The following is a 20473-nucleotide window of genomic DNA, read 5'->3' on the forward strand; positions in this document are numbered from 1 at the left end:
GGCTGGAGCTGGGCGGTTCACCGTGACAGCAACGCTGGCGGCATTGCTCGTGGCCTGCGGCGGAGGTGGGGGGGGGAGCAGTTCTTCACCAGACAGCAGCGCAACTCAAACACCTGGCAGCAACGATCAGGTGCAGGGTGGGGCGAATGCCGGAGTTGTGCCCGGCGGTGGAGCCAGCAGCAGCGACGATGGAGCCAATCTGGGTGGGGGGCTGCCACCTGCGCAAGAAGCGCTTAAGCCTGTTGCAGGGCAGATCGTGGGCTATATCAGCTACGACATGGTGCCTGCCACGGCTGACAAGGGGCTGAATTACGCAGCAACCCAGTCCATGCCTGCGCGTGGTGTGGTGGTGGATGCGGTCGATGCGACAGGTGTTGTGGCATCTGCTGTAACAGATGCCAAGGGCTTGTACACGCTGGCAGTGCCGACAGGGCGCCAGGTGCAACTGCGCGTGCAGGCACGAATCAAAAGCAGTGATGGCCGCTGGGATGTGGCCGTGCGTGACAACACGTCATCGGGCTACCCTACGGCAGCGCCTGTCTATGCCATGACCAGTTCTGCACAGATCATGCCTGCAGCAGGCATGGTGCTGGATTTGAATGCCGCTTCGGGCTGGACTGGCAGCAGCTATGGTGATGTGCGTGCCGCAGCCCCATTTGCTGTGCTGGATCAGGCCTATACATCCATGCGGTATGTGGATGACGCGCTCGCCGCGGCTGGCCAGATGCTGCCCACTTTCCCAACACTGAATATCTACTGGAGCAGCAACAACCGCAGCGCGGTCGGCAGCTATGCGCAAGGCGATATTGGCACCAGCAGCTGGACCAATGCGCAATCGGGTGTGGCTGAGGGCTTGTACATCCTGGGCAAGGAAAGCCTGGACTCCGACGAGTACGACACCAGCATCTTGATCCACGAGTGGATGCACTACTTCGAGAACAAGCTCTCGCGGTCTGACTCTCCCGGTGGAAATCATGCACTCGGGGACAAGCTGGACATGCGGGTTGCATGGTCTGAAGGGCTGGCCAGTGCCATGTCTTCCTCCATGCGCGGCAATGCAAGCTTTATTGACACCCTGGGCGCCCGGCAAAGCCAGTCTTCAACGTTCAGCGTAGATACCCAGCCAGTGGTTTCAGATCGTGGTTTCTTCAGTGAACGCTCTGTGCAGTACGCGGTCTACCAGCTGTCTCGCCTGCAAGGTGGTGCCGCTGCGGTGCTGCAAACTCTGCTGGCAGAGCAAAAGAACACGCCCGCAGCGACCAGCATTTTTTCATTCGCGGCAGGTCTGGCTCCTCGAATGGCAGCAGGTGCTACGGACACTGTCTTCAGCGACATCGGTCTGCCCAGTGCAAGCACATTGGATGCATGGGGTGGCTCTGTCAGCTACGTCACCAGCTTTGCCAGCGGCATTCCAGTGGTGGATCAACTGCTTTCTGGAATTGCGACGGCACCTGTGTGCGTATCCAACCAGTATGGGTCTTACAACAAGCTCGATCGCAACAGGCCAATCCGTCTGGAAGTGCCTGCGGCCGGTAAATGGCGTCTTGTGGCGACAGGGACTGCTGCTCTGGCCCGGGTTGATCTGTATCGCACAGGTGTATGGCAGCCACCTGTCAACGAGGTTGCGCTGGCGCCTGTGCTTGAAAACACGTACCAGTTGCAAGCCGGTACCTATGTAGCAATGTTGACGGACGCAAGCATGTACAACGGCACTGCCAAGCCTCAGTTGCATTCATGCTTTGGTGTTCGATGGGAAAAGGTGAGTTGATGCAAATGTTTGGCAAGTGCGCCTGGGGGTGCAAATGGGTATGGGGTCTGGCTGCAGCAGCAAGCTTGTTGATGTCTGCACCAGTGATGGCGACTGGTGGGCAGGACGCTTCGCCACTGAACCAGCGTCAGCGCAAGGCGGGTGATGTGGTGACTGTGTCTGTGGGTGAATTGCCTGCAGGACTGAGCGTTGGACCGGTGAAGGTGAAGCTGGATTTCGTGGGCAGCCCCGGCGTGGATTCACTGCAGCTAAGCTATGCCGTGGAAGGCTCGCTGCGCGTGGAAGCGAGCGCACCAGCAGAAATCAGGCTGGATGCGCAACACCATGCAAGCACCGAGATCCCGCTCACAGTGCTTGCCTCTGGCTTGCATTACCTGCATGTTCATGTGCGTTCAGGCTCGCATTACTCGGCATTTGCCGTGCGAATTGATGCGGGTTCTGTGCAGGGAATCAACAAAACCACGCGCCAGGCACGGCAGGTGCAGGATGGCGGCTTTACCGAAATGCCAGCGCAGGAAAAGCGCAGATATTGAGCCTCTGCGGAGGAAGACCTTGAATCCTTCAAGACGTTGATTCAACGGAATTTTTTCCGCTCTATGTACAGCCCGCAAGTTGCAGTGAGATGCTACTTGCGGGCTGTTTTATTGGGGCGTTCAGAAAGCCCCAATTGAAGCGTTTTTAAGTGCTCAAAACAGGTCTTGAGTCTTAGGTCTTATATCTAATGGAAAACCCTAGTTGTCTACTCCAACAAAAGACCCCGGCCTACCCGGTGTTGCGACTGACGGCCGAAACAAATGCTTGCAGAGACCACTAGCATTGGAGGATTAAAGAAGTATGAGCTCGCTTCGGATTCGTCTGACGTGGGCTCCTGTGTGTGCATGTGTGCACTTGCATTAGCCCTTCTTTTTGCATGGCTCCATCAAGCGATGCCCAAGAGAAGCCATCGCTTTTGAGTACCACTGAATGACCTCCCACCACTTGGCTGTGGAGGTGTTCACACCACGATGTAGGAACAGAGAAAATGTCTGATTTTTCCCCTCCAAGCCGCAGAACCTTCATGCTGGCATCGGGCGCTGGCGTAGCGCTCACCGGTGCTGCCCTGACGTTTCGTGCCAACTCCAAGGAAGCTCCCGCTGGCCTTGACAAGTACAAGCCTGAGTACCTCAACGCCGAAGAATGGGCCTTTGTGCTGGCAGCGACTGCACGCCTGATTCCTTCGGAAGGCGACGGCCCCGGCGCTATCGAAGCCCATGTGCCTGTGTTCATTGACCGCCAGCTCCAGGGCTACTACGGCAATGCCGAGATCTGGTACATGGAAGGCCCCCACGATCCTGAAGCCACACCGGATCGCGGCTGGCAATCGCCACTGAACCCTGCGCAGCTCTACCGTAAGGCCATTCCCGCCTTCAACGCTGCCTGCAAGGAAAAGTTCGGCAAGGACTTCAAGGATCTGGCTGCCGAGCAGCAGGACGAAGCCCTGACCGCCCTGCAAAAGGGTGGCATCAAGCTGGACCCTGAACTGAGCTTCTTCTTTGCCACCTTGCTGGCCAACACCAAGGAAGGCTACTTTGCCGACCCGCAGCACGGCGGCAACTACGGCATGCAATCGTGGAAGTACATCGGCTTCCCCGGCGCGCGCGCCAGCTATGCCGAATGGGTGGATCAGCACAACAAGAAATATCCGCTGGGCCCCGTGTCCATCAAGGGTGAAAGGGCTTAAGTCATGGCACGTATTGAAAAGAAAAAAGACGTGGTGATCGTTGGCCTGGGTTGGACAGGTTCGATTGCCGGTATGGAACTGGCTGCCGAAGGCCTGGAAATCGTGGCGCTGGAGCGCGGCGGTGACCAGAACACCGTGCCTGAGTTCAAGTACCCCAACCAGATCGACGAGCTGACCTATGGCGTGCGTCTGAAGAACATGCAGCACCCCCGTCAGGCGACGGTGACGGTGCGCCGTGATGACAGCGAAATCGCACTGCCTTACCGCTCCATGGGCTCCTTCCTGCCTGCCAATGGCGTGGGTGGTGCCGGTACGCACTGGAATGGTTTGCTGTGGCGCCCTCAGCCCGAGGAAATCAAGCTGCGCAGCTATGTGAAGGAAAAATGGGGCGAGTCCATCATTCCCGAAGGAATGAACCTGATGGACTACCCCGTCACCTATGACGAGCTGGAGCCCTTCTTCACCCAGTTTGATGAAGTCGCTGGTATCTCGGGCAAGGCCGGTAACCTCAAGGGCCAGATTCAGGCTGGCGGCAATCCTTTTGAAGGCTGGCGCTCTAAAGAGTACCCCATGCCTGCGCTGCCTGCGACTTACGACTCGACCAAGTTCGAGGCCTGCGCCAAGAGCATGGGCCTGCACCCATTCCCTGCCCCTGCCGGTATTGCGTCCACATCCTATGTGAACCCCTACGGCATGCAGATGGCACCTTGCAACTTCTGCGGTTTCTGCGAACGTTTTGGTTGCTACCAGTATTCCAAGTCGTCGCCCCAGACGGCAGTGCTGGATGCGCTCAAGCGCAAGAAGAATTTCTCTTACCGCACCCACTGCGAAGTGCTGCGTGTGGAAAGCTCGGAAGACGGCAAGACCGCCACCGGCGTGACCTACTTCGACTCCAACACGAACGAAGAAGTGTTCCAGCCTGCGGATCTGGTGATTCTGTCGTCCTACCAGCTCAACAACGTGCACCTGCTGCTGGTGTCCGGCATTGGCAAGCCTTACGACCCCAAGACCAACACGGGCGTGACCGGCAAGAACTACGCCTACCAGATGAACGGCGGCGTGACCCTGTTCTTCAAGGAAGAGAACTTCAACCCGTTCATCGGCCACGGCTCCAACGGCATGTGTATCGACGACTACGGTATCAACCAGAACGACTTCGGCAAGCTGGGCTTTATCGGCGGCGCCTACTGGCGCGTGGGCACCATGAATGGCCAGCCTATCCGCTCCATGCCGCTGCCCAAGGGCACACCTGGCTGGGGTGCAGGCTGGAAGAAGGGCATTGGCGAGTGGTACGGCCACTCCATGTCGATCGGCACGCACGGCTCGCACATGTCCTACCGCAACAACCACCTGGACCTGGACCCTACCTACAAGGATCCACATGGCCGTCCTTTGATGCGCATGACCTTCAACTGGCAGGACAACGACATCCGCATGACCCAGTACCAGAAGATCAAGGCAGAAGAAGTGGGTAACGCTTTGAAGCCCGATCTGCTGCAGTCTGGCTTCAAGAACATTGGTGCCAAATTCGACGTGCGTCCTTACCAGACCACGCACAACACCGGTGGCCACATCATGTCGGAGCGCCCTACAGAAGGCGTGGTCAACCGCTACTGCCAGGCCTGGGACAAGCACAACGTGTTCGTCTTCGGCGCGGGCAACTTCGTGCAGAACACCCAGTACAACCCCACCGGCATGGTGGGTGGCCTGGCGTACTGGACGCTGCATGCCATCCGCACCCTGTATTTGAAGAACCCACGTCCGCTGGTCTGAGGGAGTAAGACACTATGAAGAAAATCCTCAGCATTGTGATTGCCCTGATCGTTCTGGGCATCATCGCGGCAGTGGCGCTGGCTTACGCTCCGTTCAAGCCAACACCTGCCAATGAAGAACTGCCTGCCGACTGGAAGGCTGAAGCGGGCCGTGGCGAATACGTCATGCGCGCTGGCGACTGCATGGCCTGCCACACGGCCAAGGGCGGCGAGCCTCTGGCTGGTGGCAACGGCATTCACAGCCCCATGGGCACCATCTGGGCGTCCAACATCACGCCTGACAAGGAAACCGGTATCGGTAACTGGACTCTGGACCAGTTCCGCGCCGCCATGGTGGATGGCATTGGTGACCACGGTCAGCAACTGTACCCCGCCATGCCTTACGAGAACTATCGCTTCATGAAGGAAAGCGATATCCGTGCGCTGTATGACTACCTGCAGACCGAAGTCAAGCCTGTGAAGAATGCTGTGGAGGCCACCAGCCTGAGCTTCCCGTTCAACATGCGCTTTGGCATTCGTGCCTGGAACTGGCTGGCCCTGTCGGGTGAATCCAAGTTCAAGCCCATGAGCGGTGACGACCAGCAGATTCGCGGTCAGTACCTGGTGGAAGGCGCAGGCCACTGCGCGGCTTGCCACAGCCCCCGCACAGCCCTGATGGCGCAAGGCGGCACACGTTTGTCCGACTCCAGCTTCCTGACGGGTGGCGAGGTGGACAACTGGTCCGCCCCAGCCCTGCGCGGCAAGGACTCACGTGTTCAGAAGTGGACTACCGAACAGATCGCTGCCTATCTGGCAACGGGTCGCAATGCTCACGCAGTGGCTAACGGCGAAATGGCCATGGTGGTTGAGCATTCCATGCAGTACATGACAGATGCAGATCTGAACGCCATGGCCAAGTTCATCAAGACCATGGATGGCCAGGCTGCCGAAGCCACCCCTGAAAAGCTGGCAACTCCCGGCCCACGCAGCTCGGCAGCTCCTGCTGCGGATGAAGCTGGCAAGGCCACTGCCACCATGCTGAAGTCTGCTGCGCCAGACATGCCTCTGGGTGCCCGTGTCTATCTCGACAACTGCGCTGCCTGCCACTTTACGAGCGGCAAGGGCTCGCCCGAGATCTTCCCCGAGCTGCAAGGCAACCCCATGGTGCTGGGCAAGGACGCCAGCCCGCTGCTGTCGGTGATTCTGAAGGGCACGTCGTCCACCATGACCGAACGTCGCCCCATGAATCTGGTGATGCAAGGCTACGCCGATCGCCTGACTGACAACGAAGTGGCTGCACTGGCGACTTTCCTGCGCAAGGGCTGGGGTAACCAGGCTTCTGACGTGAGCGAAAGCCAGGTCAGCAAGGTGCGCAAGCACATTGAAGCCGCAGCCGCCCCTGAGCGTGCGCAGTAAGCACTGTTGAAGCGCTGATTGCTATCGATTTTGTAAATACAGAACGAATAGCTTTTCTCACCAGGCCCCGCTGGATACTGCTTCCAGCGGGGCTTTTTTGTGCCTCAGCCCAGGTCAGGCGTGGGATGATTCCTGTTTTGCTGCGTGCAAACCGCAAGGCCGCGCACCAGCCTGAACAGAACAAGGAGAGATTCCATGCGCGTTGGTGTGTTGACCGGTGGTGGTGATTGTCCCGGCCTGAATGCGGTGATCCGTGCGGTTACCAAATCCTTGATCAACCATGGCCAGTGCGAGGTGCTGGGCATTGCCGATGGCTTTGAAGGCCTGATGGGCGAGCAGCCCCGCGTCAAGCCGCTGAGCTGGGATGAAGTCAGCGGCATTCTGCACATCGGCGGCACCATTCTGGGCACCAGCAACAGCGCCAACCCGCTGCGCGATGCGGCCACGCTGGAGCAGGTGGGCCGTAATGTCAAGGCGCTGGGTCTGGATGTAGTGGTAGCCATTGGTGGTGATGGCACCATGAGCCTGGCCCATGGTCTGGCCCAGGTGGGACTGCAATGCGTGGGCGTGCCCAAGACGATTGACAACGACATTGCCAGCTGCGAGCGCAGCTTTGGTTTTGACACGGCCGTCGCCACCGTGACCGAGTCTCTGCGCCGTATCGAAAGCACGGCCATGAGCCACCACCGCGTGATGATTGTCGAAACCATGGGCCGCCACGCAGGCTGGCTGGCGCTGGAGTCTGGCATTGCCGGAGCGGCTGACATCATCTTGTTGCCCGAAATTGATTACGACCTGCAGGCCATTGTTGACTTCTGCAAGGCCCGCGAGGAGCGCCAGCGCTACACCATCATCTGCATTGGCGAAGGCGCCAAGGAAAGCGGCCAGAGCCTGACGGTGCGCGAGCGCATTGAACACAGCCCCGACCCCGTGCGCCTGGGCGGCGTGGGCCATGTGCTGCGCGAACGCCTGCAGCCACACCTCAAGAGCGAGGTGCGCACCACGGTGCTGGGCCATGTGCAGCGTGGCGGCGATCCCACGCCGTTTGACCGTGTGCTGGCCACGCAGTTTGGCCACCACGCTGCCCAACTGGTGCTGAGCGGCCAATTCGGCCATATGGTCACACTGCAGAACGGGCGTATCGGCAGCGTGGAAATTGCCAAGGTGGCCAACACCCAGCGCACCGTGCCGCTGGACAGCCCGCTGCTGGCCATGGCGCGCGATATTGGCATTTGCTTTGGTGAGGCTTGATGAAGCCCTGAGCTAGGCTAAGGTGTGAGCAGGCGCGCACTTTGAGCTTGCGTGCAGGAGAAATACCGCATGGACCGACACGAAGAAGCCGTGATGCAACTGCTCACGGCCAATGGCGAAACCTTTGTTGCCCCCAAATACGAGGTGGCAGACGGCTGGCAATGCCCGGCTTTTGTGGCGCTGCGCCCTGCGCGCAAGCAGGTCTATGTGGTCGAGGTCTCGGCCTCTGGCTACCCGCTGGCGTTGGTCAATCGCATCAATGAGCGGGTTGAAAAATGGTATGCGCCGCTGCTGTCGCAACTGCACGGTCTGGCCATCACACAGCCGGACTGGGAAATTGCCTGTCTGGTGTTTGTACGCAGCGATCAGGCCGACTGGCTCAAGGAGCGCGTCAAGGACATGAGCGGCGTGCATGTGCTGAGTCTGGAGCAGGCCAGTAGCCCCTGGAACTGGAACGACTCGGTGTGGACTTCAGACATGCAGTTTGATGCGGCCAGGGGTATTCCGCAGCGCGGCGTCAAGCCCGCAGGGCTGACGCACTGAAGATGGTGTGAAATGGGCTGAAAGTGCGGATATATCAAGCGCTTTCAGCTATTAAATTGATAATTATCGGTGTCCAAGGAGACTTCTGTGAGTGCGCTGAACCCATCCCAAGGCTTTGCCGAACAACTGCGCCAGTCCTGCATTGCAGACTGGAATGCCTGTGTGCAGCACCGCTTTGTGCACGAGATTTTTGACGGCAGCCTGAGCGATGCAGTGCTGCGCAAATATCTGGTGCAGGACTATCAGTTCATCAACCGATTCGTGGCCTTGCTGGGCGCCGCCATTGCCAGCGCTGATGTGTTTGCGCCGCGTGTGACGCTGTCGCAGTTTGCGGGCATGGTGACCAGCGACGAGAACACCTATTTCCTGCGCAGCTTTGATATGCTGGGCGTGCCCGAAGAGCAGCGCCTGACGCCCGAACTGACTGTGCCCACCAAGGCGTTTCAGCAACTGATGCACGAGGCTGCGCAAAGCCTGAACTACGCCAACTGCATGGCAGTGCTGGCGGTGGCTGAAGGCATTTATCTGGACTGGGCTGACCAGGACGCCAAAAAGCAGCTGCCCATGCCAGAGCGCTTCGAGCACGCGGAGTGGATCGTGCTGCATGCCAATGATTTCTTCCGTGGCTTTGTGGGCTGGTTGCGCAGTGAACTGGATCGCATTGGCCTCACACTGAACGAAGCACAGAAAGCCGAAGCCGCCCGCTACTTTCAGCGTGCGGTGAAGCTGGAACGCCAATTCTTTGACCATGTCTATGAATAAAAGCAAAACCTGTCTGGCGGCTGCAGCCTTGCTGTGTGCCATTGCTGCACCGGCCCTGGCGGGCAACTGGGAAATCTGCGACCTGAAGGTGGAAGTGCGTGACAAGCAGACAAGCCGCCAGGAGCTGCAGACCCGTGTGATCGAAAGCAAGGCCAAGGGGCAGGCTGAATGTCCGCAGGCTGGAACAGCGCTGAGCTTCAGACCCGAGACTGCCGACTATCAAAACGAGTTGCCGCGCCGCCAGTGGCCCAGACCGGGCACAACGGCGGTGGTTCGCTACCGCTATCTGGACGGCGAATGCAAAGATCGCGGCCCTTGCCGCATTGAGCATTACTCGCCTGTTGTGCACTAAATTTTGGCGAAAACAGGCTGTATCGCTTTATGAGTAAGCGAAAGCAGCTATTGAATCAATAGCTGGAATGGCGCTGTGATGCCTTCCCGCTCGCCTATGATCGGGGGCTTGGCCCTTTATATGCAGGATGCAACGATGACCACCTTAGGAACCCCTCTTTCCCCCAATGCCACCAAAGTCATGCTGCTGGGCAGCGGCGAACTGGGCAAGGAAGTGCTGATTGCCCTGCAGCGCCTGGGCGTGGAAACCATCGCCGTGGACCGCTACGAGAACGCGCCCGGCCAGCAGGTGGCCCACCATGTACGCACCATCACCATGAGCGATCCGGCACAGCTCAAGGCCTTGATCGAAGCCGAAAAGCCTGACCTGGTGGTGCCCGAGATCGAAGCCATTGCCACGCCCATGCTGGAAGAGCTGGAGGCCGCCGGCGTGGTCACCGTCATCCCCACGGCCCGCGCCACGCGGCTGACAATGGACCGCGAAGGCATCCGTCGCCTGGCCGCCGAAACATTGGGCCTGCCCACCAGCCCCTACCGCTTTTGCGATTCCGCCGAAGAGTTGCAAGCCGCCATTGACGGCACCGACGGCCAGAGCACCATTGGCTACCCCTGCGTGGTCAAGCCGGTGATGAGCAGCTCCGGCAAGGGCCAGAGCAAGATCGACGGTCCGGCCGATGTGCAAAAAGCCTGGGACTACGCCATGGCCGGCGGCCGCGTGGCCAAGGGCCGCGTGATCGTGGAAGGCTTTATCGACTTTGACTACGAAATCACCCAGCTGACCGTGCGCGCCAAGGGCGCGGACGGCCAGATCGAAACGCATTTTTGCGACCCCGTGGGCCACATCCAGCAGGCCGGTGACTATGTGGAAAGCTGGCAGCCCCACCCCATGTCGGCGACGGCACAGGCCAAGTCGCAGCAGATTGCCAAGGCCGTGACCGACAACCTAGGCGGCCTGGGCCTGTTCGGCGTGGAGCTGTTTGTGAAGGGCGAGCAAGTGTGGTTCAGCGAAGTCTCGCCCCGCCCGCATGACACTGGCTTAGTGACGCTCTGCACCCAGTGGCAAAGCGAATTTGAATTGCACGCCCGCGCCATCCTGGGTCTGCCGGTGGACACCAGCTTGCGCAACCCCGGTGCCAGTGCCGTGATCTATGGCGGTCAGGATGCCGAAGGCCTGGTGTTTGATGGCGTGGACGAGGCGCTGGCCATTCCAGGCACTGATCTGCGCCTGTTCGGCAAGCCCGAAAGCTTTGTCAAACGCCGCATGGGCGTGGCCCTGGCCCGCGCGGCCGATGTGGAGCAGGCCCGCACCACGGCAAAATTAGCAGCCAGCAAGGTCAAGCCGCGTAAGCCTTGATGCGATCAGCCTCCAGCCAATGAAAAGGGCTTCCTGTGGAAGCCCTTTTTTGTGCACGCTTGCTGGGTCAGTGTCCGTTTGCACTGGTCGTGGCGCCATTGCTTGGCGTTACCAAGGCTACCGCACTGGCTTCTTCCTGGCTGGTGGCTGGGCTGCTTTCTGTGATGGATGGCAGGCCTCCTTTCCAGCGGCGAATGATGCGCTGGAAGATCAGTGAGTTGGGAATCTGCAGCAGGTTAGGCGTCCCTTCAGGCGCACTGTCGTCCTGCAGCGTGATATAGAGCATGTTCAGGTCCACTACGCGGCCTTTGGCGCCGGGCTTTTCGGCGGTGTCCAGTACTTCGATATGGTCGCCCAGGCGGAAGGGGCCGACCGTGACAATCAGCACCGCGCAGAAGAGGTTGGAGAGCACGCTCCACGCGGCAAAGAAGGCAACGGCGCCGACAGTGGCAAAGCCAGTGAAGGCTGTCCACAGCACGGTGGCAGACATGCCCAGCCGCTCCAGAATGGCCAGAACAGCCGCCGCAATGATGAGCCAGCGGAACACGCCGCGCAGTGGCAGCAGCAGCTCATGCGGCAGGTCATAGGCCTTGCCTACGCGCGAGACAATGCGCTTGAACAGCCAGTTGAGCAACCAGGCGACAAAGATGATGAGAAAGATCTGAACGCCGGGGATCAGAACCTCCAGCCACTCCTGCATCCACTCGGGCAGGTGCATTTGAAGACGACGCATAACCAAGACAATAAAAAACGCTAGGGGGTCATCCTAGCGTCTTATTGGAGGGCGGGCGCCTACCCGAGGCTCAAAGCTGGCGCTGCTCTATGGTGTCCATCTGCATCTCGAAGCTGAAGAATCGGTTGCGCCCCTGAGACTTGGCTGCATACAGCGCTTCGTCTGCGCGCATCAGCATGGATTCCGGGCTGGTATGGGCATCGGGAATGCAGGTGGTGATGCCGCCAGACAAGGTTAGCAACAATTCTTCACTTGCTCCTGGTGGGCGAATCTTGAGGAACTTGAGCATCTGCCCCAGCGCCCGGGCAAAGGTCATGGCGCCCGAACGCGGAGTGTTGGGCAGAATCAGTGCAAATTCTTCGCCGCCATAGCGCGCCGCAATATCGCGTGGGCGCACGCAGACTTCGCGCAGCAGACGGCCGACTTGCTTGAGGCATTCATCACCCTGTACGTGACCATAGGTGTCATTGAACTGCTTGAAGTGATCGAGGTCGCAAAGCATCAGCGTCAGCGGCTTGCCTTCGCGCTGGGCGGCTGAGATTTCGGCATGCAGCATGCGGTCCAGCCCACGGCGGTTGACCAGACCGGTCAGAGCATCCAGTTCCACCATTTCATTGAGCTTCTGGTTGGCCAGATGCAGCTCAGCAGAAACAGTCACCAGACGGCGGCGCATATCCAGCAGGCGGCGCATGGCACGTAACTTGGCCACCAGCACGATCGGCTTGACGGGCTTGACCAGATAGTCGTCACCACCAGCCTCGATGCCGCGCCAGACATCCAGATCGTTGTCCAGCCCCGACAGGAAAATGATGGGGGTCCACTCTCCGGGTTCGGCCTCGCGTAGCTTGCGGGCAACCCAGTAGCCGTCCTCACCCGGCAGGCGGATGTCGAGGAGCACCATGTCAGGGCGCTCGCTGCGAAACAGCGCAAGGGCCGTACGGCCGTTTTCGGCTTCCAGAACCTGGGTGACACCGGCCTGGCGCAGTTCTGTGACCAGGGCTGCTCGCATCACGGCCTGATCCTCCACCACGAGCACGGAAAACGGAGCCGAGGACTCCGGAGAGGAAAAGCGCGCCCCGCTGGACTCAATGGCCGTTGAGGCAAGGACGTTGGACGGCAAAGCAGTCATGTGTCAGGAAAGAGGCTCAGTCCATTCAGGTACCCACCAGAGATGGGCAGGGTAGGAAAGCTATGTAAGCTGCTGTTACTTTATACGATAGTTTGACGAAAATTGGATGTTGCGAGGGTTTCGCTCCAATTACGCCAAAGGCAGCTGGGTGAGCGCCTTGCTGGCGCTGTCGTGCCATAGGACAAAAGCCTGGGCCTCAGCGCAGAAGGTGCTGGGACCGAGTTGCTGCAGAAAGCGGCAGGCTGCAAATTGCTGCGCCTCCTCATCGTAGTACTGACTCCATTCGTGGCGCCCCGGCTGATGCTGGGGCTTTACGGGCCAGTGTCGCTCCTGAGTGGATAAACCGCTCATGCCCATGCGCCAGGGCTTGCCAGTCACTCGTGCGCGAAAGCATTGCTGCTTCTCGCAAAGCAGGGCGTACACAGGGTCCACACCCATTTCCTGAAACAAAGCTTGTACCTGCGGTGCTTGCCAGTCCCAGCTGGCATGGGTCACGATGATGCGCAGGCCTTTCGGCGTCTGATACAGACGAAGCCCCCAGTCCGGGTAGCGCGCCTGCACCTGCAGAACCCGGGCCATGGCGCGATTGGCCGCGGTAGAAGGGTTTTGTTGTTTCGCTTGCCTTGCGTCGTTCCAGCGTTTGAGTCTGGCGCGAAACAGCAGGCCCATGCAGGCGATGATGAAGATCAGGGCGATCTGGTGCCCATTCCAGCTTATGGGCTCAATCCAGAGCCAAGGCAGGGCAGAAAGCAAAATGAGCAGAACGATCCAGGGAAAGCCGGGTGCATCGCTTTCTCTTGGGTAGTCCAGGTCAGCAATCGCGACTTTGTCGGTATTGAGGCAATGCGCGCCGTAGCTATTGCGCGTCATCACAGTCTCGCCGCGCTGCTCCAGAATCTCTTCCCGAATCGGTGTTGGTGCGAACAGGCTGTACTCATTAGCCCATTCCATGCGCTCGAAATCAGGGGCGAGATGGCGCTGCACCGGGGCCTTGAGCACATCATCAAGTGCCTCCTGCGCTCGCTGCTGGGCATGGGTTTCTGCTTCTGCCTGGCTGATGTCAGACCAGCCCCAGCGCTGAACCGTCGCGCCATGGGTTTTGCTGGTTTCTTGCCGCAGGCGTGCTTGTGCCCAGTATCGAGGGATTTGCATGCGATTCAGTATAGCCAGACGGCTGGACTACGCATTACCGGTCTTGGGGAATAAGGGCATGGGTGATGAAGGTGCCGGAAAGCAGCAGAATTTTTAATGGATCTCGATGATTCTTGAATCAATAAATTCCAAGGGTGTTGACGCGGTAGTAGTGCTCATTGAGAGCCATTTTGAGACTCCTGGCACTTTCTATGGTGCCCGTATCTGCAGCAGTGCCTAAACCAAAAAAATAGAGGTCATAGCTGCTTCCATCCACGAAGAATCCCCATTCGGAGAACCAACTGTCTGGATTTGTAATATTGATAAAGTCTTGTGCATTTAGATTTTTATAATAGTTCTGACCAAGACTAGTGGTAAGAGGAGAATCCTTGGGCTGAAAATTTTCAGTTCCGTGTTGCTTTCTGCCTTGTGTCGCACAAGTCATGAGCATCAGCCCTTGAGCATGCAAGACACGGATCATGTTGAGCCAGGTTTTCTGCCAGCCAGGGTTGTGTTCCATGGCTTCGCAGGAAATGACAGTGTCAAATGAATTGGCTTTGGCGCCAAAATCTTCACCGTAGCAGACTTCATCCACATCAGGGCCCATGCCGACATCAATGCCAAGATACTGGCAGTCAGTGAAGAATTCACGTACTGATCCGTTGAGGTTCAAGCTTCCTATTTCAAGCACTTTGGAGTTTTGAAAGAAGGTAGGCAAGAATTGCTTGACACCATTGACGAAAAAACGTTGCTGGATGTGTGACATAAATGGAATTTACTCGGGAGATTTGATGTTGACACGCCTTGATATTTCATTTTTCAATCTCAGGTATTCATCCAGATAAACTTGGTGACCTGTTGATGAATACTGGAATTTCAGAGCATCACAGGATATGAGTTCATCTTTGAATAAGGCAATATCTGAAATTAAGGAGTTTGTGGATGATAATGGATAGTTTATTCTATTCCAATTCTTATTAACTAGTAAATAGCTGGCTAATCTCTCTTGTATAAAAATCTTGAAAGTATAATTGTTGTGGCTATTGTGGGAAGTTGGTGTATTTAGTTGTTGGTGCAAAGGGTGGCTTTTATTTTCTGAAAAATCAAATAATTGATTTCCAATGCTTAGCCAGGATCTCCAAAATGACGGTTTTGCCAAAAAATAATTGCAATAGACAGTATTTCCACTGTGCATGATGAGATTTTTGATATTTTTGGGTTCATCAATGGCATTGAAGAAATTTTGAGCCACTGCAGTCAATCCAGGGTGCCAGAATTCACCTTGTGAGAATGTATTTGGGAAGAATGCAATCAACTCCCAGAAAGGGGAGAGAAGAATAATTTCAGTGTCTGCTGAAATTGATTTAATAAATTGATGAACTTGCGTGCTATCTAAACCTGTTTTTTCATGAAATTTTGGGGAGAGAAATCCATACCATTCATCTTCTTTTAGGTCATTGTTAAGCAGAAAGTTTCGAATAACCCAGAATTCCCCCCAATCTGGACGTGAATTTTGCAGGTTATTCAGTGGTATGAATCCTTTATCCAGAGACTCCTGCGTTTGCTGGTTGTAGAAGATTTGGTAAATATTTGCTTTGGGCATTTTTTAAAATGGTTTTATTTATAAGCGCAAAAAGCTAGGGCGGCGGGGTATTCCACAGCATGCATGGAGATATGAGAAAAACCAGCCTCCATCAAAGAAGTCCACGCATCCGCTCCAAATTCGGTGTGAACGATATAGTCAGGCGCTTTGTCTGGGCTGTGGTAGCTGGGCGGCAGGCCGAATCGGCTGCGTGTCATGCGGCCAACAACCAATGGGGTGGTCATGCATAGCACGCCACCTGGCTTTAAAACGCGGTAGCACTCCTGGAGTGCTTTGATGGGGTTGGGAATATGTTCCAGCGTGTCGGAATGCACGACGGCATCGAAGCTGGCATCAGGCAGGGCCAGTGCGCAGAGATCCAGTTCTGGATACTGGCCCAGTTGATGGAGTGGAAGCTGCCGAAGATAGGGCGAGAGAGTTCCTGCCTCATTGATCTCCAGCAGAGATAGTGCCTGCCGAGATGGGTGCCGCACCCAGTTTGCAAGCAATTCAGTGGCTGCTGGATGCGACGGAGTGCTGGGCAGGCTGGAGGTCAGGGCGCAGGCCAGGGCGATGGAGCGCAGATTGGCACCACAGTGTGTGCAGCGCTTTCCCTGTTGATGGTCGATGTACTCAGCTTCTTTGACGCTGAGTTGCCAGTCTGAGATCAGTTCTGGCCAGAGAACTGGTTGATATACAAAATGAGTACCGCCGCAAATGCGGCAGTGTGTGACGTTCATGCTCTGCTCCCCTCTTATGGGGAAGCATTCTGAGCATAAAGTCACAATTTGGCGATGGCAAATCGCCTACATCATCACTGTTCGCGGCGCAGGGCGGGGAACAGAATCACGTCGCGGATGCTGGCGCTGTCGGTCAGCAGCATCATGAAGCGGTCGATGCCGATACCGCAGCCGCCGGTGGGAGGCATGCCGTATTCCAGTGCGCGCACAAAGTCGTGGTCGAAGTACATGGCTTCGTCGTCGCCACCGTCCTTGGCTTCGACCTGGGCATTGAAGCGGGCGGCCTGGTCTTCGGCGTCGTTCAGCTCGGAGAAACCATTGCCGAACTCGCGACCGGTGATGTAGAGCTCAAAGCGCTCGGTCACTTCGGGGCGCTCGTCGTTGGCGCGGGCCAGCGGCGAGATTTCGGTGGGGTGCTCCATGATGAAGGTGGGGTTCCACAGCTTTTCTTCCACCACTTCTTCGAAATACAGCACCTGCAGGCTGGCCAGGGTGCGGGTGGACAGCTTGTCCTTGTCTTCCTTCATGCCCAGCTTCTTCAGGGCATTGATGAGCCAGTCGCGGTTGTTCACGTTGTCGCCAGCTTCGGTGTACTTGACGATGGCTTCCACGATGGTCAGGCGCTCGAAGGGCTTGGTCAGATCCACTGGCTTGCCGCCGTAGCTCAGCTCCAGCGTGCCTACGGCCTTCATGGCGGCGTCGCGGATCAGCGCTTCGGTGTAGTTCATCAGGTCCTGGTAGTTCCAGTACGTGGCGTAGAACTCCATCATGGTGAACTCGGGGTTGTGGCGAACCGATACACCCTCGTTGCGGAAGTTGCGGTTGATTTCGAACACGCGCTCGAAACCGCCGACGATCAGGCGCTTCAGATACAGCTCAGGCGCGATGCGCAGGTACATGTCCTGGTCCAGCGCATTGTGGTGCGTGATGAAAGGCTTGGCGTTCGCACCGCCGGGGATGGGGTGCAGCATGGGGGTTTCGACTTCCAGGAAGCCGTGCTCGACCATGAAGTCGCGAATACCGGCCACGGCCTTGCTGCGGGCGACGAAACGGGCACGCGTTTCCTCGTTCATCATCAGGTCCACATAGCGCTGGCGCACCTTTTGCTCCAGGTCGGCCATGCCGTGGAACTTGTCGGGCATGGGGCGCAGGCTCTTGGTCAGCATGCGGATCTTGGAAGCCTTGATCGACAGCTCGCCCGTCTTGGTCTTCATCAGCTGGCCTTCGACGGCGATGATGTCGCCCAGGTCCCACTTCTTGAAGTCGGCATAGACCTCTTCGCCCACGGCGTCGCGGGTCACATAGGCTTGAATGCGGCCCGTGGCGTCCTGCACGGTGGCAAAGCTGGCCTTGCCCATCACGCGCTTGAGCATCATGCGACCTGCCACGCTGACTTGCTCGGCAGCGGCGTCCAGGGCGTCGGCTTCCTGATCGCCATGTGCGTCGATCAGGTGTGCGGCGCGGTCGGCGGGCTTGAAGTCATTGGGGAAAACGGCAGTACCAGCAGCCTTGGCTTGCTCGCGCAAGGCTTTGAGTTTTTCGCGGCGCTCAGCGATGAGTTTGTTTTCGTCCTGAGGGGCGGTGTTTTCTGCCGCAGAAGAAGTATTTTGTTCAGTCATGAAAATGAGAGCGCCGGCGCCGTGCGCCGCTTGAAGACCACTAAGGATGGGAGTGCGGCCTGAGCCAGACCCCGAAACGAATGATTTTAAGTTTTTTGCCAAACCAGGGGGCATATGGCGGGCAAAGCGCCAGTGGCTGCTGCGGATTGCGTGGCTTACAAGCCAATAAAGAGCGAGGCTAAGCGCGGCGGTGAATCTGCTTGAACTACTAAAAAAGGAGCTTCTAGCGCTTTATGGGTAAGCGTTTCAGCCTATTCTTACGGACTTATTTTGGGCCGCCAGCAGACTCTGCCCCGCCTATGCCCATTTGCTCCAGCACATCGGCCACCAGCTCTAGGCGCAGCAGCGGGCTGTCCAGCGTCATTAGCTGCTGCTTGATGCTGACCGTCAGCGGCAGCATCTCGGCCCAGCGATTGGCCACCCAGCCGCAATCGTTTATTTGCGAAGGCGTGGGCAGAACCTGGTGATCGGCATCCTGGCCCTGCATATTCATCAATGCCTGAAACAGCGCGTGGGCCATGCCCAGCAAATGAGGCGGGATGGGGACGGTTGAATCGGCAGCCAGCATTTGCACATCGGCCACCCACAGACCATGGGGAAGCTGCCAGCTGTTCTGTATCTGAAAGCGTTGCAGGCCCTGGCATTGCAGATGCAGCAAGCCTGTTTGCAAAGGCTCAAGCGACTTTATGCGGGCCAGAACGCCTTCGGCAAACAACTGCTCGGGCTGGGCGCCAGCCTTGCGCACTTCATGGCCGCTTTGCAGCGCAACCACGCCAAAGGGGGCGCCTGTGCTCTGGCATTTGCGCACCATATCGAGGTAGCGCACCTCGAACACGCGCAGGCTCAGGTGCCCACCGGGGAAGAGAACCGTACCCAGCGGGAACAGCGGCAGTGAATGAAGACTTGAGGTGTCAGCCATGGTGCCCGGCTATCATCCCATGAATAGGCGATTCGCCTGCCATCTTCTGGACTGAACCCATGCTGTTTGAGATTGTTGTGTTTTTGCTCGACGTTGTTGTCGGCCTGATTAGCGGAGCCTGCCTGCTGCGCATGTATATGCAGGCTCAGCGCGTGCCGTTTGGCAATCCCGTGGGGCAACTGGTTTTTGCGCTCAGTGATTGGATTGTCATGCCGCTGCGTAAATTCATGCCGGGCAAGGGGCGCTGGGACATGAGTTGCCTGCTGGCCGCATTTGTGCTGCAACTGGTGGAGATGCTGCTGCTGTGGCTGCTGCAGGGGGCTGGCAGCACTGCGCTGGCGCTGCCCTGGCTGGCGGTGTGCGGGCTGATCAAGGTCGCCCTGTCAGGGCTGATGGGGATTTTGCTGGTCTATGCCATCCTGTCCTGGGTGCAGCCTTATTCGCCTATCTACGGCGTGCTGCAGCGTCTGGCAGAGCCTGTGGTGGCGCCGATTCGCAAAGTGGTGCCCCTGATTGGCAATGTGGATTTTTCGGCGCTGATTGCCCTCATCGTGCTGCAGGTGCTGCTGATGGTGCTGAACTATGTGCAAGCTGCCGGGTTGGTCACATTGGCACGACTGACGATGTTCTAAAGCGCACTTCAGATATTCAGGTATAAAAAAGCGGCTAGCCTAGATCTGATCTAGGCTAGCCGCTTTGCTTTTAATAGCGCGCTGGCTTATTCCACAGCGTCAGCAGGCAGGCGTTGCAGCATGGCCAGAGAGCTGGAGACGCGGTCGCGCAGTTCGCGGCGGTCCACGATCATGTCCACGGCGCCCTTTTCCTGCAGGAATTCGGCGCGCTGGAAGCCTTCTGGCAGCTTCACACGCACGGTGGTTTCGATCACGCGGGGGCCGGCAAAGCCGATCAGGGCCTTGGGCTCGGCAATCACGATGTCGCCCACAAAGGCAAAACCGGCAGACACACCACCCATGGTGGGGTCGGTCAGCACGGAGATATAGGGCAGGCCCTTCTTGGCCAGACGGGTCAACGCCGCATTGGTCTTGGCCATCTGCATCAGGCTCAGCAGGCCTTCTTGCATGCGCGCACCACCGGTGGCGGTAAAGCAGATGAAAGGCACTTTTTGTTCGATGGCGGTTTCCACGCCACGCACAAAACGCTCGCCCACCACGGAGCCCATGGAGCCGCCCATGAAGTCGAATTCAAAGCAGGCCACAACCACATTGATGCTCTTGACGGCACCGCCCATGACGATCAGGGCATCGGTCTCGCCAGTGTTCTCCAGCGCCTCGGCCAGACGCTCGGGGTACTTGCGGCTGTCCTTGAACTTGAGCGGATCGACAGGCACGACTTCCTGGCCGATCTCATAACGGCCCTCGGCGTCGAGGAAGTGGTTCAGACGTGCGCGCGCGCCAATGCGGTGATGGTGCCCGCAGGTGGGGCAGACGTTCTGGTTCTTTTCCAGATCGGTCTTGTAGAGCACGGTTTCGCAACTTGGGCACTTGATCCACAGACCTTCGGGAATCTGCTGGTGGCGTTCCGTCGGGTTGGTCTGCTGGATTTTTGCAGGCAGAAGTTTTTCAAGCCAGGACATTGGTTGTTTCCTTTTCAGTTTCCGTTGCTCTGCATTCCACCCAACACATCTAAAGGCTGGGGTAAGGGGCAGCGAGCAAGGGCCGCCCCGCAGCGAGGCTGCTGTCCCCC

General features: G+C 57.8%; 20 protein-coding genes. 11 read left to right on the plus strand and 9 right to left on the minus strand.

Annotated features, from left to right (window positions below):
* Positions 1–157: 157 nt before the first annotated feature.
* The 10 genes from JDW18_RS05505 (at position 158) to purT (ending at position 10916) form a co-directional block, all read left to right on the plus strand.
* Positions 158–1768 (plus strand): hypothetical protein, encoded by a 1611-nt coding sequence (locus tag JDW18_RS05505; protein ID WP_218242698.1) that lies wholly within the window; start codon positions 158–160, stop codon positions 1766–1768.
* A gap of 71 nt (positions 1769–1839) precedes the next feature.
* A complete protein-coding gene (locus JDW18_RS05510; protein WP_218242699.1) occupies positions 1840–2301 on the plus strand; it encodes a hypothetical protein in 462 nt (153 codons plus the stop codon).
* Between the two features lie 488 nt (positions 2302–2789).
* The gene (locus JDW18_RS05515; RefSeq protein ID WP_218242700.1) at positions 2790–3488 is read left to right on the plus strand and encodes a gluconate 2-dehydrogenase subunit 3 family protein; all 699 of its coding nucleotides are present in this window, start codon (positions 2790–2792) and stop codon (positions 3486–3488) included.
* Positions 3489–3491: 3 nt separating this feature from the next.
* Positions 3492–5261: a GMC family oxidoreductase gene (locus tag JDW18_RS05520; RefSeq protein ID WP_218242701.1), complete on the plus strand. Its 1770-nt coding sequence runs from the start codon at positions 3492–3494 to the stop codon at positions 5259–5261.
* 14 nt (positions 5262–5275) lie between these two features.
* Positions 5276–6655: a c-type cytochrome gene (locus JDW18_RS05525; RefSeq protein WP_218242702.1), complete on the plus strand. Its 1380-nt coding sequence runs from the start codon at positions 5276–5278 to the stop codon at positions 6653–6655.
* A gap of 195 nt (positions 6656–6850) precedes the next feature.
* Positions 6851–7906, plus strand: a complete 1056-nt coding sequence (locus tag JDW18_RS05530; protein WP_218242703.1) for a 6-phosphofructokinase — start codon at positions 6851–6853, stop codon at positions 7904–7906.
* 69 nt (positions 7907–7975) lie between these two features.
* Positions 7976–8449: a hypothetical protein gene (locus tag JDW18_RS05535; protein ID WP_218242704.1), complete on the plus strand. Its 474-nt coding sequence runs from the start codon at positions 7976–7978 to the stop codon at positions 8447–8449.
* A gap of 87 nt (positions 8450–8536) precedes the next feature.
* Complete coding sequence (locus JDW18_RS05540) at positions 8537–9211, plus strand: TenA family protein (protein ID WP_246610284.1); 675 nt, start codon at positions 8537–8539, stop codon at positions 9209–9211.
* Positions 9204–9563, plus strand: a complete 360-nt coding sequence (locus JDW18_RS05545) for a hypothetical protein (protein ID WP_218242705.1) — start codon at positions 9204–9206, stop codon at positions 9561–9563. The genes JDW18_RS05540 and JDW18_RS05545 overlap by 8 nt, the downstream gene beginning before the upstream one ends.
* A gap of 135 nt (positions 9564–9698) precedes the next feature.
* Positions 9699–10916: a formate-dependent phosphoribosylglycinamide formyltransferase gene (purT, locus tag JDW18_RS05550; RefSeq protein ID WP_218242706.1), complete on the plus strand. Its 1218-nt coding sequence runs from the start codon at positions 9699–9701 to the stop codon at positions 10914–10916.
* Positions 10917–10983: 67 nt separating this feature from the next.
* Here the strand turns inward: purT and JDW18_RS05555 are convergent, their stop codons facing one another.
* From JDW18_RS05555 to JDW18_RS05590, 8 genes are all read right to left on the minus strand, one after another.
* Positions 10984–11649: a mechanosensitive ion channel family protein gene (locus JDW18_RS05555; protein WP_218242707.1), complete on the minus strand. Its 666-nt coding sequence runs from the start codon at positions 11647–11649 to the stop codon at positions 10984–10986.
* 70 nt (positions 11650–11719) lie between these two features.
* Positions 11720–12778 (minus strand): diguanylate cyclase domain-containing protein, encoded by a 1059-nt coding sequence (locus tag JDW18_RS05560; RefSeq protein ID WP_218242708.1) that lies wholly within the window; start codon positions 12776–12778, stop codon positions 11720–11722.
* A gap of 129 nt (positions 12779–12907) precedes the next feature.
* The gene (locus tag JDW18_RS05565) at positions 12908–13930 is read right to left on the minus strand and encodes a hypothetical protein (protein ID WP_218242709.1); all 1023 of its coding nucleotides are present in this window, start codon (positions 13928–13930) and stop codon (positions 12908–12910) included.
* A gap of 118 nt (positions 13931–14048) precedes the next feature.
* Positions 14049–14675: a class I SAM-dependent methyltransferase gene (locus tag JDW18_RS05570; protein ID WP_218242710.1), complete on the minus strand. Its 627-nt coding sequence runs from the start codon at positions 14673–14675 to the stop codon at positions 14049–14051.
* A gap of 9 nt (positions 14676–14684) precedes the next feature.
* The gene (locus JDW18_RS05575; protein WP_218242711.1) at positions 14685–15512 is read right to left on the minus strand and encodes a hypothetical protein; all 828 of its coding nucleotides are present in this window, start codon (positions 15510–15512) and stop codon (positions 14685–14687) included.
* Positions 15513–15526: 14 nt separating this feature from the next.
* Positions 15527–16231, minus strand: a complete 705-nt coding sequence (locus JDW18_RS05580; RefSeq protein WP_218242712.1) for a class I SAM-dependent methyltransferase — start codon at positions 16229–16231, stop codon at positions 15527–15529.
* A gap of 74 nt (positions 16232–16305) precedes the next feature.
* On the minus strand, positions 16306–17850 hold the full coding sequence (gene lysS / locus JDW18_RS05585; RefSeq protein ID WP_218242713.1) for a lysine--tRNA ligase: 1545 nt from the start codon (positions 17848–17850) through the stop codon (positions 16306–16308).
* A 265-nt stretch (positions 17851–18115) separates the two neighbouring features.
* A complete protein-coding gene (locus JDW18_RS05590; protein ID WP_218242714.1) occupies positions 18116–18769 on the minus strand; it encodes an LON peptidase substrate-binding domain-containing protein in 654 nt (217 codons plus the stop codon).
* A 59-nt stretch (positions 18770–18828) separates the two neighbouring features.
* On the opposite strand from JDW18_RS05590, the gene JDW18_RS05595 reads away from it, so the two are divergent.
* Positions 18829–19401: a YggT family protein gene (locus tag JDW18_RS05595; protein WP_218242715.1), complete on the plus strand. Its 573-nt coding sequence runs from the start codon at positions 18829–18831 to the stop codon at positions 19399–19401.
* 86 nt (positions 19402–19487) lie between these two features.
* On the opposite strand, the gene accD is transcribed toward JDW18_RS05595, so the two are convergent.
* Positions 19488–20363, minus strand: a complete 876-nt coding sequence (gene accD, locus JDW18_RS05600; RefSeq protein ID WP_218242716.1) for an acetyl-CoA carboxylase, carboxyltransferase subunit beta — start codon at positions 20361–20363, stop codon at positions 19488–19490.
* Positions 20364–20473 lie beyond the last annotated feature (110 nt).

This window comes from Comamonas fluminis, assembly GCF_019186805.1.
In the GTDB taxonomy this organism is placed as follows: Bacteria; Pseudomonadota; Gammaproteobacteria; order Burkholderiales; family Burkholderiaceae_C; genus Comamonas; species Comamonas fluminis.